Below are 14,826 nucleotides of genomic sequence, written 5' to 3'. Positions count from 1 at the left end.
TGTAGAAATATATCCTTTTGGTTTATTCAAAAGTACATATACCGGCTTTTCAGGAGTAATACTTTGTCCGTCAAATATTACTCTATCCGTTTTCTGTACCTGGTATCCCATTTCAGTTACTACTTTTCCGTTTACTTCTACAAGCCCTTGAGTAATCAGTTCATCAGCTTCTCTTCTGCTGCAGATACCGGAATTGGCAATATACTTATTAAGACGGATGCTGTCTTTGTAGACGTCCTTTTCAATTTTATTCAGTCTTCTCTTTTGTACAAAAGATTTTGCTCTGTCTTCATTTCTTTCATCCCCATTAGAAGGTCTTCTACCATATTTTAGGCTACCTCTTTCATACTTATCTCTTGTATCGAAGTTTTTTCCACCTCTTTTAGCTCCTGATTTTCCGAAAGGTTTCTTTCCATAACTTTCACTTTTATTCGTGATGTAAGGCTTTCTTTCTGATTTCGAACCAAAATCTTCATCGGAGTTTTCAAAACTTCCTGTATTTTTCTTGAAAGGTTTTTGCTCAAATTTCGAATTGGATCCTTTATGTTCGGGTCCTTTTCTTTCTCCTGTTTTAGAGAAAGGTTTCTTAAAAGACTTTGATCCTGAAGAATTTCCAGATCTGGAAGCACGAGAATCATCAGAACTTTTTCTTGTTGAAATTCTTGGTCTCTTTGGTCGGTCTGAATTATTGTTATCTCTGCTCATTCTAAAAATTTCTGCAAAGATAGTAATTTAGTTACGAGTTAAAAATTAAGAATCATAACTTTGCAATATAGTTTACTTTTTAACTTTATATAAAATCGAAGATGATAACAATATTAAACGATAATTTTTCTCAGTTAAACGACTTTCTTCACGAGAAATCATTCAGTAAAATTTTCATATTGGTAGATGAAAATACCCATGAATACTGCCTTCCTATACTTTTAGGAAATATGGAAACGGATCTTGGATTTGAAATTCTTGAAATTGAACCTGGAGAAGAAATGAAAAATATCCAAACTGCCAACCAACTCTGGGAAATTCTTACAGAAATGCAAGCAGACAGAAAAGCATTGATTATCAATCTTGGTGGCGGTGTGATCACTGATATGGGTGGATTTATTGCATCTACCTATAAAAGAGGAATACAATTCATCAATATTCCTACTACTCTTCTGTCTATGTGTGATGCCTCCATAGGAGGGAAAACAGGAATTGATCTGATGCATTATAAAAATATGGTTGGAACATTTGCTTTTCCTGAGCAAATTTTTATTTATCCAAAATTCTTAGGAACATTACCATTTAAAGAATTAAGAAGCGGATTTGCAGAAATGTTGAAACATGGATTAATTGCTGATAAAAAACATTGGGAACAACTGATTCAAATTCATAAACTTGGAGTAGAAATGGTCATTCCGCATATTCAAACTTCAATGAATATTAAGCAGGATGTTGTAGAAAAAGATTTTCATGAAAGTAATATCAGAAAAACACTTAACTTCGGACATACTATAGGTCATGCTGTGGAAAGCTTATGTTTACAACAGGGAAATCCTATTCTTCATGGGGAAGCTGTGGCTATGGGAATGATTTCAGAAGCTCATTTGGCATATCTTGAAAATCTGATCTCTGAAGAAGATTCAAAAACAATTATTGAAAATATACAGAGATACTACCCTTACCTGGATATCAGTGACTTCAAAGATGAAGATATTACTGCGTTATTATTGAATGATAAAAAGAATACTGACAGTAAGATCAATTTTTCTCTACTTTCAGGAATTGGGTCATGTGTGTATGATCATCAGTGTAGCCAACAAAACATTCTGGCATCTCTCCATTTTTACAGAAAATTGAATGATGCCTAGACGAATTTGGAAAAAAGTAGAACTTTTGAAAAAGCTTTTTTAACAAAATTGTCAATTTAGACTCTTTATAAACAAACGTTTAATTAGTTTTAAAACACTTTGTAAATCAAAAACATATGATAAAACCCACTTATCCGTAAAGTGGGTTTTTCGTTGATTTAAATCATAAAAAAAGTTTTTGGCAAGCAATTTGGAAGATTCACTGCGTTCAACTGAAAATGTTGGCAAGTAGTAAAATTTAAAATTAAGAAAGAGTAAAAATTAAAAATTTAAAGTTATGAAAAAGTTAATTTTAGGATTAGCAGTAACTGCAAGCACATTAGCATTCGCTCAACAGAAAACATCTACAAACCCGGTAACATTTGGGGTGAAAGGAGGAATGAATGTATCTTCACTGTCTAACGGAGCAGATTTAAGTGACTCCAAATCTAAAATCGGTTTCAATGCAGGTGTTTTTGCTAATATCCCGGTAGCTAGTTCATTCAGTGTGCAACCAGAGGTTATTTATAATGATCTGGGTTCAAAAGTAACAAGAGAATATTCTGTACTAGGAAATACATATAAGGATGAATACTCAAGAAATTTGGGATATGTTGCAGTACCTGTAATGTTCCAATATAATGCAACCCCTGAATTCTTCCTGGAGGCAGGTCCTGAGTTCGGATTTTTGGTAAGTGCTAAAGATAAATTCAAAAGTTCTACCAACAACAATACAAATACTCAGATCGCTACCCTTAATAAGGATGATTTCAAAACATTCAACTTTGGTATTGGTATAGGAGCAGGATATTATTTCACTCCAAACTTAGGAATTACAGCGAGATATACAGCCGGTCTTACAGATATTTATAAAAACAATTCTGGTGATGCTGTAAAAAACAATGTATTCCAAGTAGGATTAGCTTATAAATTTAAATAATAAGCTTTAACATTCAGTAACAAATTTTATATTCAATAGAAAGATCAGATTAATATATTTTAATCTGGTCTTTTTTTATTATCATTCATTATTGATATTCATTAAATTAACAGCGGACCATTATACTCAATTGAAAACATGATATTACTTACATATAAATAATCATTTTTTCTATGATAAAAGAATAAATTTACAACAATTTAATAAAAAAGTAGATCTATCGGTATATTCTTTGATAATAAATAAAACTTAATAATAACCATAAATTAAATATCCATGAAAAAGATTTTTTTAGGTATAGCTCTTGTAGCAGGTACATTTACTTTCGCTCAAAAAGTGTCTACATCAACTACAGCTTTTACTCAGGTTAGATTTGGCTTAAAAGCAGGTCTTAACATTTCCAACTTTTCAAACGACATTAGCTCAAAATCTAAAGCGGGTTTCTATGGTGGTGTATTTGCAAACATTCCGGTAGCAAAAGATTTCTCTGTTCAGCCGGAAGTATTATACAGTGGTATGGGGGCTAAATCTAAATATGATAGTAATGTAAAAGTCAATTTAGATTATATTGCAGTACCTGTTATGTTACAATACAATGCACTTCCTAACTTATATTTAGAAGCAGGACCTCAATTCAGTTTTTTAGTTAGCTCAAAGCTTACATCTCAATCCGGCTCTGTAGATACTAAAGATACATTTAAAACTTTTGATTTCGGACTTGGTCTTGGTGCCGGGTACTACTTCACTCCTAACATTGGAGTTAATGTAAGATACGTTGCAGGATTAACAGACATTGTTAAAAACGGAATTAATGGTTCTACCTCGCCGAAAAATAGTGTATTCCAGATAGGATTAGCTTATAAATTCAAATAATAGGCTTTAACATTAATACATCAATAGAAAGATCAGATTTATTTATTTTAATCTGGTCTTTTTTATTTTTAAAATCTGATGCTTTAAAATAATATATGTTCTGCTCGGATGAACTAAAAATTTTCGTAGAGTTTTAATATGTAAATTGGTTCATTATAGATTGAAAAAATAAAATTCTTAATTCTATTCCTATAAAATTATTAAGCATACATCCCTTTTATATATTGATTAATAGCAATTTAATATGCATTCTATTTTTTGGCACAGCATTTGATTATAAACAAAATGTTAAACAAAACTTAAAAACTATTAAATAAATACTTATGAAAAAGATTTTTTTAGGCCTAGCACTTGTAGCAGGTACTTTCGCTTTCGCACAAAAAACTTCTACTAATACTGCAGCTTCTTCACCAGTTAGATTTGGTTTAAAAGCAGGTCTTAATGTATCTAACATTTCTAACAGTGATACTAATTCAAAAGCTGGTTTCTATGGTGGTGTATTTGCTAATATTCCAGTAGCTCAGGATTTCTCTGTTCAACCGGAAGTATTATACAGCGGTATGGGAGCAAAATCTAAATATGACAGTAGTGATAAAATCAATTTAGATTATATCGCAGTTCCGGTAATGTTCCAGTATAATGCATTACCTAACCTATATTTAGAAGCAGGTCCTCAATTTGGGTTCTTAGTAGGAGCAAAACTAAAAACAAATTCAGGAAGTCTAGATATTAAAGATTCAACAAAAACTTTTGATTTCGGACTTGGTCTTGGTGCTGGATACTACTTCACTCCTAACATTGGAGTTAACGTAAGATATGTTGCCGGATTAACTGACATTGCAAAAAATAGAGTTGGTAACAGTGACTCTTCTAAAAATGGAGTATTCCAAGTTGGTTTAGCTTATAAATTCTAATTAGTAGGCTAATTATTCTAAAAACAAATTTTGTATTTAATAAAGGACCAGATTATGTATTTAATCTGGTTTTTTTATTTAAATATTTTTTGACGCATCTTTGGCAAGAAATTTGCGTAATGAGTAATGATTGTATCTTAATCCAATATTCTCCGATTATAATTTTCTGTTTTATTCTGAAATACATTTTGATTAAGTCCAAGATCAAAACTAACCTCTCCTATAAAACTAATATAAAAATTAATTCTCATTACTGAACTTTATGTAGGTAATCTGAGATATTGGCACATAAAAACTTATATCGTAATACATTTTGATTTCAATAGAAAAGGTCGGATTTTAATTTTAAGTCTGACCTTTTCACTTTTTTAAATTCTTCTTAAGCAGGGATTCTATTGATGGGCAAAGAAATTATCCTTCATTCGGTTCCTAAACCTAAAGTATCGGTACTATTCTATACATATTGAAATAGAACTTCACAATTCATAGATTTTTTAGATAAATAGAAAATTGTCAACTCCTATGAATATGCTTGCTAATTATTATTAATTAAAAAGTCATTTCAGGTTATAAGGATATTTAACTTAAAATTTATCACAAATATTCAATATGTATTGATATATTTTATATAAAACAAAAGAAAATATTCATTTTTTATAATACAAAAACCTCTTCAAAATGGCTTCTAATCGGAGTTTTTCGAGTTTGGCAAGCATTTTGCAAAATAAAGAAGCAAATAGTAAAATTAAAAAATAAAATTATGAAGAAGTTATTTTTAGGATTAGCATTAACTGCTGGTACATTAGCTTTCGCTCAAGAAACAACAGAAGCAACAACTGTAAAAACTGCAAAAACTACATCTCCACTTAAAAGTGACGTTCAACCAATCAGATTTGGTATTAAAGCAGGAGGAAACTCTGCATATTTCAGTCAGCAAGAATTTGGAATCAACAGCCAAAAATTAGGATTCCACGCCGGAGCATTTGTAAATATTCCAATCTCTAAGCAATTCAGCTTACAACCGGAGGTTTTATACAACCAAATGGGGGCTAGAGACGTGATCGCTTCTAATCCTATTAAGGACGGAAACGTAAAGGTTCAGGATAAAGTAACAATGAATTATATTTCAGTTCCTTTAATGTTACAAATGAGACCTATGGATAGATTTTATGTTGAAGCAGGACCTGAATTCAGTTACTTCATCAATGGTAAGTCTAAAGGAGAGATGACAACTACTACTACTGTAGGTGGTGTTACTACAACAAAAACAGAATCTCACTCTGAAGACCTTGATAAAGATAGAATCAACAAATTTAACTTTGGTTTAGGTCTTGGTTTAGGATATGATATTACTAATAATATCGGTATCAGTGCAAGATATGTAAACAGCTTAACTAAAATTGACAAGAGCAGACCTGCGGCTGAGAATAACAACAGAGTATTCCAACTAGGGTTGAACTATAAGTTCTAATAAAACCAATTTTTTAAACTTCCATGCAGTTTTGCATGATAAAAAACAGCCTGAAGATATTCTTCAGGCTGTTTTTATTTAAATATTCTCGGATCATCACTAATGACACCATCAATTCCCATCGCCTTCAATTCTTGTAACCTTTCTATGGTATTGACAGTCCATGGTATGACCTTCATTCCTAAAGCGTGGCATTCTTTCACCAATTCCGGAGTGACAAGATTATGATCAGGACTATAAATTGTAGGTGTAAAACTTAGAAACTTCATGTCTCCTGCTACACCATTCAGATGATTGGGGTATAATTTGAACTTTTCTACAGGTACATTGGGAAAATAAGCACGTTGCTGTGCTAATTTTTTATCGTCAACTTTTTCGATTAGCAAAGCCGTTTTTATTGTAGGATATTCTTTATGAAGGATTTCCAGAGTTCTGGGGTCAAAAGACTGGATAATTACGCGATCCTGAATCCCTTTATCTATAATGATCTTCATCATTAAGTTTACAAATTCTTTCGGTTCCGGATGAAAGATATTATCTGAGAAAGGGCGAGTTTTGGTTTCTATATTATAAAAAGGCAAGGGCCTTTTCAGTTCGCGGGAATATGCTTCACATGCATCTATAACATCTGAAAACAGAGGTTTTTGAACCTTCATTTTCTTTTGATCAGGATAATTATTAAGCTTCTTTAAGCCTACATCAAAGGTTTGAATCTTTACATAGGACATATCATAAATTTTATAATAAAAGCCGGAATCTTTCGGAATATAAGTTCCATTAGGTTTTGTTACCAACTCCGGCGAGAGAAAGGCATCATGAGAAAGGATTACCTTTTTATCTTTTGTAATAGCTAAATCCATCTCCAATGTAGTAACATTCATTTTTAAGGCATTTTTCATAGCCGGAACGGTATTCTCCGGATACAACGACTTTCCACCACGATGTGCCTGATTATCGAATGACTGAGCTGAATAAAGTTGAGCAACAATAAGAAATAAACTTGATAAAATTGTGTTCTTCATACTCCTGAAATTTTAATCTTATAAAATTAAAATTTACATATGTACTGTATGATACCGGAATATTAAGGATATGCTACATTATTTATTTAACCTGAATTCGGGCTAAGAACTTTCTATTTTACTCAGGATGGAAGCCGGGAGCTTGAAGGAGGAAGTTGTTCAGGGTATAAAGAACCGCTTTTTCCGTATTTTCATCTTTTCTAAACAGTGATGCTACTAATTTATGATAACCATGTAAAGATGATGAGACCCAACCTCCCTCTTCCGGCTTCCAATAACCTAAATTTTAATTTTCTTAACCCGAACTCCCCTCAGGTTATTTATCTATTTTTTAAAGAGAATTTGGATAGGCTTTTAAGATTTCTCGTTCCTTGGAATGACATTGTGTAATAAACAAAAGCCAGACATCTTACTGTCTGGCTTTCTATTTTTATATAAGAAATATTATTAATTAAATAATTCTACCTCCTCTCCTTTTCCTACCGGATATTCTTCGGTAAAGCATCCAAAGCAGTGGTTAGAAGAACCTAAAATTTCTTTTAAATTATCTATGCTTAAAAATTCTAAGGAATCTACTCCCAGATAATTTTTAAGCTCCTCCGTAGTCATGTTTGCAGAAATCAAATCGTCTTTTGAAGGTGTGTCGATTCCTAAGTAGCAAGGTGCAATAATTGGTGGAGAAACACTTCTGAAGTGAATCTCTTTTACACCTGCATCTTTTAAGATTTTAACCAACCTCTTAGAAGTGGTTCCACGAACGATAGAGTCATCAATAATGACTACTCTTTTACCTTTCATTTCAGAGATAATCGGGTTAAGTTTTAAGTTAACCACTCTTTCTCTCATTTCCTGTGTAGGAACAATGAAACTTCTTCCGATGTATCTGTTTTTAATCAAAACCGGACGGAAAGGAATTCCTGAAGCTTTTGAAAATCCAATAGCAGCCGGTACTCCTGAATCAGGTACTCCGATTACTAAATCTGCATCTACAGGAGCTTGTTCCCAAATTTTCTCTCCGGATTTTTCTCTGATCTCATACACATTAATATTTTCTAAGGTAGAGTCAGGTCTTGCAAAGTAAATATATTCGAAAGAACAGATTCTTTGTTTTCCTTTTGCTTCATCCATCATATAAGAATGAAGTTTTCCTGGTTCATTTTCATTGGTGTAAATGATCTCTCCAGGAAGAATATCACGTACATACTGAGCTCCAACAGCATCTAAAGCTACGGACTCTGAAGCGACAACATAAGATTTCTCATCAATAGCTCCTAAAACCAGCGGACGGATGCCGTTAAAGTCTCTGAAAGCAAAGAATTTATTTCTCGTCATTCCCACTACAGAATATGCTCCTTCAATTTTTTCCATGGTTGCTTTAATCGCTCCACGAAGTCCTAAATCCAGATTTTTCTGAATCAGCCTTAAGATTACCTCTGAATCGGAAGTTGCTCTGAAAACTACGCCTTCAGCTTCTAATTCAGCTTTTAACTCTTTTGCATTGGTAAGGTTGCCATTATGTGCTATAGAAAGGATAATCTGGTCATATTCGTTTTTAGCGAAAAATGGCTGGAAATTATATTTCTTTTTATCTCCTGCAGTTGTATAACGGGTGTGTCCGATTGCAGAATTTCCCATAAAAGTCTCCGGTTCCTGAATGTCTTTATAAACGTCTAAAACCAGTCCTTCATCTTTCATATTGGTGATTCTCCCTTCTTTTAAAACGGAAATACCACAAGCTTCCTGTCCTCTGTGCTGTAGCGCAAAAAGCCCGAACTGTGAAAGAGAGAATGTATCCAAATCATTATCCGAATACAATCCGAATATACCACATTCTTCGTTTGGAGCATCCAATCTTTCCTCATCCTGAGTTCTGAAAAGATTTCTCCCGTAAATCTGGTTTTCAAACTGTTTTAAATATTCACTTTTATGAATGTCTAAACTTTTCATTTTTTCTAATTGTAGATCTTAAGAAGTCAGATTTCAGACTAAAAACTAACTTCAAATTTTAATTTTGTTTTAAACTAACAAAGTATTTTTCGGTGCTAATATCTGACATCTGATATCTAGCATCTGAAATCTTATTTCTCAAGTAAATTTTTAAGACGGTTGTAGATCTCAACATACGCCTCTGTTACTTCTCCTAAATCTCTTCTGAATCTGTCTTTATCCAACTTTTTCATGGTATCTTTATCCCAAAGTCTGCAAGTATCAGGAGAAATTTCGTCTGCAAGGATGATCTCACCAGTAGAAGTTTTCCCTAATTCAATTTTGAAGTCAACTAAAATGATATTAATTTTATCAAAAAGTTCAATAAGGATATCATTGATATCTGAAGATAATTCATACATTTCATCAAGTTCTTCGTAGGTAGCAGCTCCTAAGAAAACAGCGTGGTGATCATTGATAAGCGGATCTCCCAATTCGTCTTTTTTATAACAGATATCAAAGATGGTTACAGGAGACTTAATTCCTTCTTCCACTCCTAATCTTTGTGCCATACTACCTGCAGAGTAATTTCTTACCACCATTTCCAAAGGAATGATTGATACTTTTTTTACCAACTGCTCTCTTTCGTCTAATTTTTTGATGAAATGAGTTTTAACCCCTTTTTCATTTAAATATTCAAAGATAAGGGTGGTAATCGCGTTGTTCATTTCCCCTTTCAGATCAACCTGACCTTTCTTTTGAGCATTAAATGCTGTAGCATCGTCTTTAAAACGCACTACTACCTCATCAGGATTATCAGTAGCAAATACTTGTTTCGCTTTACCCTCGTACAACATTTCTTTCTTTTGACTCATAATTTTACTTTCTAAATTGTAGTTAGATTTATTGATTTATTTAATTATTATACCTGTTAAGACAGCCAGCCCAAAGCTAAGCAGTGTACCAATTAATACATATTCTGTCAGCTTTCTCTGTTTTGCCTGTGCAAGATCACTGAACCTGAAAACAGATTTTGCAGCGACCATGAAACCTACGCCTTCCCAATGATTCACCATAATAAAAGTGAAAACCAGTAAGCGTTCTAAAATTCCGATATATTTTCCGGCACTTGTTAAAGATTCGGTTTGAATAGTATTGGGACCATCCGGAGCGGGTGTCCATGATGACAATAAAATTTTAATAAAAATAGAAGCCGGCGTTGTTAAGAACAAAGCTGCCATCAGTATTTTTAAAAATTCCTGATTTTTTAAAAAATTGAAATCAAATTCATTGAAATAAAAAGAGATTCCTGCAATCACTAAAACATGCAGCATTTGATCGATGAAAAACCAATTTTTCTTTGTTTTAACATTTTGGAAACTAAGCTTGGCAACATCAATGATAAAATGAGTAATACCTACCCAAACAGCGACCCACCAAAGTTGTAAATCCCAAAGAAAAACAAGACTTAAAACAATGTGAATCAGAATATGGAAGTATAAAAACTTACTTTTCAGTTTATGGTTTTCCTTATCAGCAACCCATGAATTTGGCTGAAGTATAAAATCTCCGAGTAGATGTGCCAATATGAGTTTGATAAAGATCATGCCTATAGTTCTGAGATTTTTTTTCTGAAATACTGATTGGTTTCTACGATGAGCTCATAGTTGGCTCGTTTCAATCTCTGGCTTACCGAAGATTGTGAAATAGCAAATCTCTTCGCAAGATCTTCCTGGGTGATGTCCTGATTCATGATCATTTCATGGATAATCTCTGCTGTTGCCATCGTCCAGTTATCAAAATCCTTAGATGACCATTTCAACAAGATATTAAGATCTCTGTCTACCGCATCATTGGAAGTTTTGATAGCAACTGTATGGCCATCGTTTTTCAAATCATTCAATAACCTTCCGGAATTTACATAAGCTGTACCATTGGATTCGGTGATCTTTTCAGACGAGAAACTCTCCTCACCTATGCCTATAGCCATTCTTACATCCAGATTTTCCTGACTTTTAATAAGAGATTTTATGGCAAGAAAATGCCAGAAAACAGAATCAATACTACATTTGAACTGAAATTCGTCTCCCCTGTAGATTTCCCATGTGTAAGGAGCGCTTCCCCAATTTTCGAGAAGATTTTTGAGCTTGGTAATCCAAACTTCAGTATCCGCATGCTGTGAATTTATTATATCACCGGTAATGACCGCTATCATACTGCAAATATAAGCATTATTACTTATAAATAAAAAATATAAGCAGAAACACTTATAGATATTAATTATTAGTGAATCTGCTTATATCGATTATATGGTAAACATAAGGTTTGCAGCTACTTAATAAATTAAATAAAAACTACCAATTACTATCCAGGCAAATCTTCAGCAGAACTTTGGTATGTTTCAAAAACAGGTCAAGGTTAGGTTATTTCAATCTATTTCTTAATAAACTGCTGTACTTTATTATCCAGTCTCAAAAGATATATTCCTGCAGGAATTCCTTGTACATCAATATTTTTCTTATTTATAAACGGATCTTTTTCGGTATATATTACTTTTCCGGAAAGATCAATAATTTGAAGGACTTTTATATTTCCGATTTCACCTTCTACAAAAAGTTGATCATTAACAGGATTAGGATAGATCGTATATGCCCTAGTATTATTAGAAGCAATAAGTTCCGAGGTAGATAACGTAGTACCCAAGCTTTGACAGTAGTTAGCCGGATAGGAATCCCATTCATTGATGTTAAATGTATTCGTGGGTTGATTAATAGTACTTTTTCTATATAAGGAAACATTATTTAAAGAAGAAGAGTTATTTTGGCTTTTTACTCCCAGAGCATCTATAGTTGTTGATTTATAACTTAGTTCCATATACTGACTTCCCGTGAATGTCATCTGAGGAGTTGCCATCAAAAATTTAGCCTGATTAACAGTGAAACAAGAGAAGTTTGCAGAAGGGTTTAAAACCACAAACGTTTCATTATTTCCTATCGTTCCTTCCAGTTCATAAGGAGAAGGGAAATAATAGTTGGTTCCACTTGGATACTGAATAGATAATCTATAATCACTCAAATTTATCGGATGCCCGGTTTTATTGGTAATTTCAATACCTTTATTATTGGATGATCCCTTTAAATATTTTGAGATATATAAATCTTTCGCATAAATATCAGAAGCTAAAGTTGTTACAGATACGGTATTACTGCTTGGAGAAAGCAAATATCCGCTATCATAAGCTTTTATCGTAAAATTATAGGTAGTCGAAGGATTAAGGTGATCTAAATGAATGGAAGTTCCTTTTGTGGTTGCAATTAAAGTCCCGTTTTGATAAATTTTATATCCAATAACATCTGCATCGGTACTTGGTAACCAGCTTAAAGTAGTAAAATAGGCACTGGTTTGAAGAGAATTAAAATTAGAGACAGGTTGTGGAGCTATTGCATCCGGAGTCTGGTTCCATATTTCATTTGCCCATCCCGGATTATCTATAAATGGATTTCTATTTTTCTGAATTGAATAGACCTTGTTATTTCTATCAATTTCTCTTTGAGAAACAGGATCTTGCTGATTCCATTGCAGAAGCATTGCGATATAACCAGGCTCAAAAGCCCTTTCCTCAGTTCCGTCTAGCGGATTAGTATCTGAAGCAGGGTTAGTGCTATTGTTATAATTGAAAGTTCCCAGCTTCCCTTCATACCTCACAACAAAATATAATAAAGTTCTTGCTATATCTCCTTTAAATTCATCAATGGGCTCATAAACACGTCCAGTATAAACCCAATTAGGAATGCCACTGTTCCCCATTTTAGAAGAATTGGTAAAGACATTATAAACAGTAGCATTAGAAATCCCATAAGGGAAATTTTTCCTGGTTTGATTAATAAATGCATCAACGGGAATTACATGAAATAAATCGGAATACATTGGGTAATTACTATAGAATGTACTCTGTGGCATCATATGCTCTCTGTTGTACCCTCCACCTTCAACTGTTGCACCTCCTCCACTCATCTGGGTACTGGTATATTCATACACATCCGGTCCGGATGGGATTTCTGAATAAATATCTAATAAGAAAGTAGTATTATTGGCTGATGTATGATCATAGTACACATCCAGATCCGTTTGGTTATAAAGATTAGGAAGATCACTATAATTCCAGATGGTATTCTTTTCCGAAATAATATCGTGAAGTTTCGATTTCAGAGCATACCCCGTCAATCCGGTCGTTCCATTATAGTATCCGGAAGGAGCCTGTGCTGATGTATACGATGAAATTAAAATAATAGGAAGTAGAATTTTTTTCATGTCATAAAATTGGGCGACTAAAATACTAAAACAGTATACACAGAAACTTGAATAATTTATTAAGAAAACATTAATTTTTAACATTTATAAAATTGAAAACGAAATCATTGAAGCCGAAATATTATGGCTGAAATAATTTTTTTTAGCTTTCCGCCAATTTAATTATCTTTGGGAACTAACTATTATCTATATGAATACAGAGACTATTGACAACATCAAAATGATAGCGGAGACAGCTAGAGAATTTGCAGAAAAGAATATCCGTCCGAATATTATGGAATGGGATGAGAGCCAGACCTTTCCAAAAGACTTATTTCATCAATTAGGAGAAATGGGTTTTATGGGGATTGTAGTTCCTGAACAATACGGGGGTTCTGGTTTAGGATATCATGAATATGTTACTATTCTTGATGAGATTTCTCAAGTAGATCCTTCAATCGGTCTTTCTGTAGCAGCACACAATTCACTTTGCACCAATCACATTTATGAATTTGGAAATGAAGAACAAAGAAATAAATGGCTACCTCAACTTGCTACCGGAAAAGTAATCGGAGCTTGGGGGCTAACGGAACACAACACAGGTTCTGATTCGGGAGGAATGTCTACTACTGCAGTAAAAGATGGAGATGAGTGGATCATCAATGGAGCAAAAAACTTCATCACACATGCTATTTCAGGAGATATCGCTGTCGTAATGACCAGAACAGGTGAAATTGGCGCCAAAAACAATTCTACAGCTTTTGTATTAGAAAAAGGAATGCCAGGTTTCACTTCCGGTAAAAAAGAAAATAAATTAGGAATGCGTGCTTCTGAAACAGCAGAATTGATTTTCGATAATGTACGTGTACCAGATTCTCACCGTTTAGGAGAAGTTGGAGAAGGTTTTAAGCAAGCTATGAAAGTTTTGGACGGAGGTAGAATTTCTATTGCTGCTTTGAGCTTAGGTACTGCAAGAGGTGCTTACAAAGCTGCTTTAAAATATGCTAAAGAAAGACACCAATTTGGAAAACCTATTGCTGATTTTCAGTCTATCAACTTTATGTTAGCAGATATGGCAACAGAAATTGATGCGGCTGAACTTCTTATCCAAAGAGCAGCTACACTAAAAAATGCCAAACAAAAAATGACTAAAGAAGGAGCTATGGCAAAGCTATATGCATCTGAAGCTTGTGTAAGAATTTCTAACAATGCCGTTCAGATTTTTGGTGGTTATGGGTATACAAAAGACTTCCCTGCTGAAAAATTCTACAGAGATTCCAAGCTTTGTACGATTGGTGAAGGGACTTCTGAGATCCAAAGATTGGTGATTGGAAGAGATATTACAAAATAACTTTAAACCCTCATACAAATGATTAAACAGGCTCTTTTAGGTGAGTTTCTGCATGAAGCCGAAAACACCAGAAAAATTTTAAAAGCAATCCCTGATAGTGCTTTAAACTGGAAACCATCCGAAAAAAACTGGAGTACCGGTCAATTAGCCTCACATATTGCAGAAGTTTATAATTGGTACGAACCCACTTTCAATCAGGATGTTTTT

At 33.5% G+C, this 14,826-nt stretch carries 14 protein-coding genes; 7 read left to right on the top strand and 7 right to left on the bottom strand.

What is annotated here, in order from left to right:
• Positions 1–705, bottom strand: a 705-nt coding sequence (locus CW752_RS01690; protein WP_262496345.1) for a S4 domain-containing protein, incomplete at its 3' end; no start/stop codon positions are given.
• A 101-nt stretch (positions 706–806) separates the two neighbouring features.
• Between CW752_RS01690 and aroB the strand changes: the two genes are divergently transcribed.
• From aroB to CW752_RS01665, 5 genes are all read left to right on the top strand, one after another.
• Positions 807–1,853 (top strand): 3-dehydroquinate synthase, encoded by a 1,047-nt coding sequence (gene aroB, locus CW752_RS01685; protein ID WP_101238070.1) that lies wholly within the window; start codon positions 807–809, stop codon positions 1,851–1,853.
• A 277-nt stretch (positions 1,854–2,130) separates the two neighbouring features.
• A complete protein-coding gene (locus CW752_RS01680) occupies positions 2,131–2,772 on the top strand; it encodes a porin family protein (RefSeq protein ID WP_101238069.1) in 642 nt (213 codons plus the stop codon).
• Between the two features lie 276 nt (positions 2,773–3,048).
• Positions 3,049–3,645: a porin family protein gene (locus CW752_RS01675; protein WP_101238068.1), complete on the top strand. Its 597-nt coding sequence runs from the start codon at positions 3,049–3,051 to the stop codon at positions 3,643–3,645.
• A gap of 323 nt (positions 3,646–3,968) precedes the next feature.
• Entirely contained in the window at positions 3,969–4,559 is a 591-nt protein-coding gene (locus CW752_RS01670) for a porin family protein (RefSeq protein WP_101238067.1), read from the top strand.
• A gap of 760 nt (positions 4,560–5,319) precedes the next feature.
• Positions 5,320–6,030 (top strand): porin family protein, encoded by a 711-nt coding sequence (locus CW752_RS01665; RefSeq protein ID WP_101238066.1) that lies wholly within the window; start codon positions 5,320–5,322, stop codon positions 6,028–6,030.
• A 74-nt stretch (positions 6,031–6,104) separates the two neighbouring features.
• On the opposite strand, the gene CW752_RS01660 is transcribed toward CW752_RS01665, so the two are convergent.
• From CW752_RS01660 to CW752_RS01635, 6 genes are all read right to left on the bottom strand, one after another.
• The gene (locus CW752_RS01660) at positions 6,105–7,052 is read right to left on the bottom strand and encodes a glycerophosphodiester phosphodiesterase family protein (protein WP_101238065.1); all 948 of its coding nucleotides are present in this window, start codon (positions 7,050–7,052) and stop codon (positions 6,105–6,107) included.
• A gap of 447 nt (positions 7,053–7,499) precedes the next feature.
• Complete coding sequence (purF, locus tag CW752_RS01655; protein WP_101238064.1) at positions 7,500–8,999, bottom strand: amidophosphoribosyltransferase; 1,500 nt, start codon at positions 8,997–8,999, stop codon at positions 7,500–7,502.
• Between the two features lie 131 nt (positions 9,000–9,130).
• Positions 9,131–9,853: a phosphoribosylaminoimidazolesuccinocarboxamide synthase gene (gene purC / locus CW752_RS01650; RefSeq protein WP_101238063.1), complete on the bottom strand. Its 723-nt coding sequence runs from the start codon at positions 9,851–9,853 to the stop codon at positions 9,131–9,133.
• A 36-nt stretch (positions 9,854–9,889) separates the two neighbouring features.
• Entirely contained in the window at positions 9,890–10,585 is a 696-nt protein-coding gene (locus tag CW752_RS01645; RefSeq protein ID WP_101238062.1) for a DUF3307 domain-containing protein, read from the bottom strand.
• A 2-nt stretch (positions 10,586–10,587) separates the two neighbouring features.
• Positions 10,588–11,193, bottom strand: coding sequence for a SatD family protein (locus CW752_RS01640; protein ID WP_101238061.1), 606 nt, complete (start codon positions 11,191–11,193; stop codon positions 10,588–10,590).
• 218 nt (positions 11,194–11,411) lie between these two features.
• Positions 11,412–13,289 carry an endonuclease gene (locus CW752_RS01635; protein ID WP_101238060.1) on the bottom strand — a complete coding sequence of 626 codons (1,878 nt, stop codon included), beginning with the start codon at positions 13,287–13,289 and terminating at the stop codon, positions 11,412–11,414.
• Positions 13,290–13,479: 190 nt separating this feature from the next.
• Here CW752_RS01635 and CW752_RS01630 point away from each other — a divergent pair, with 190 nt between their 5' ends.
• Both CW752_RS01630 and CW752_RS01625 read left to right on the top strand, forming a co-directional pair.
• The gene (locus tag CW752_RS01630) at positions 13,480–14,619 is read left to right on the top strand and encodes an acyl-CoA dehydrogenase family protein (protein ID WP_101238059.1); all 1,140 of its coding nucleotides are present in this window, start codon (positions 13,480–13,482) and stop codon (positions 14,617–14,619) included.
• A gap of 18 nt (positions 14,620–14,637) precedes the next feature.
• Positions 14,638–14,826: DinB family protein (locus CW752_RS01625; protein ID WP_145957848.1), on the top strand; the 189-nt coding region annotated here is incomplete at its 3' end.

This window comes from Chryseobacterium sp. PMSZPI, assembly GCF_002835665.1.
In the GTDB taxonomy this organism is placed as follows: Bacteria; Bacteroidota; Bacteroidia; order Flavobacteriales; family Weeksellaceae; genus Chryseobacterium.
The sequence above is the reverse complement of the archived record's forward strand: the minus strand, read 5'-3'. Positions and strand labels throughout refer to the sequence as shown.

Excerpts from the sequence above, each read along its gene's own strand:
- aroB (WP_101238070.1), top strand. The coding sequence starts at position 807 with ATGATAACAATATTAAACGATAATTTTTCTCAGTTAAACGACTTTCTT.
- CW752_RS01680 (WP_101238069.1), top strand. The coding sequence starts at position 2,131 with ATGAAAAAGTTAATTTTAGGATTAGCAGTAACTGCAAGCACATTAGCA.
- CW752_RS01675 (WP_101238068.1), top strand. The coding sequence starts at position 3,049 with ATGAAAAAGATTTTTTTAGGTATAGCTCTTGTAGCAGGTACATTTACT.
- CW752_RS01670 (WP_101238067.1), top strand. The coding sequence starts at position 3,969 with ATGAAAAAGATTTTTTTAGGCCTAGCACTTGTAGCAGGTACTTTCGCT.
- CW752_RS01665 (WP_101238066.1), top strand. The coding sequence starts at position 5,320 with ATGAAGAAGTTATTTTTAGGATTAGCATTAACTGCTGGTACATTAGCT.
- CW752_RS01660 (WP_101238065.1), bottom strand. The coding sequence starts at position 7,052 with ATGAAGAACACAATTTTATCAAGTTTATTTCTTATTGTTGCTCAACTT.
- purF (WP_101238064.1), bottom strand. The coding sequence starts at position 8,999 with ATGAAAAGTTTAGACATTCATAAAAGTGAATATTTAAAACAGTTTGAA.
- purC (WP_101238063.1), bottom strand. The coding sequence starts at position 9,853 with ATGAGTCAAAAGAAAGAAATGTTGTACGAGGGTAAAGCGAAACAAGTA.
- CW752_RS01645 (WP_101238062.1), bottom strand. The coding sequence starts at position 10,585 with ATGATCTTTATCAAACTCATATTGGCACATCTACTCGGAGATTTTATA.
- CW752_RS01640 (WP_101238061.1), bottom strand. The coding sequence starts at position 11,193 with ATGATAGCGGTCATTACCGGTGATATAATAAATTCACAGCATGCGGAT.
- CW752_RS01635 (WP_101238060.1), bottom strand. The coding sequence starts at position 13,289 with ATGAAAAAAATTCTACTTCCTATTATTTTAATTTCATCGTATACATCA.
- CW752_RS01630 (WP_101238059.1), top strand. The coding sequence starts at position 13,480 with ATGAATACAGAGACTATTGACAACATCAAAATGATAGCGGAGACAGCT.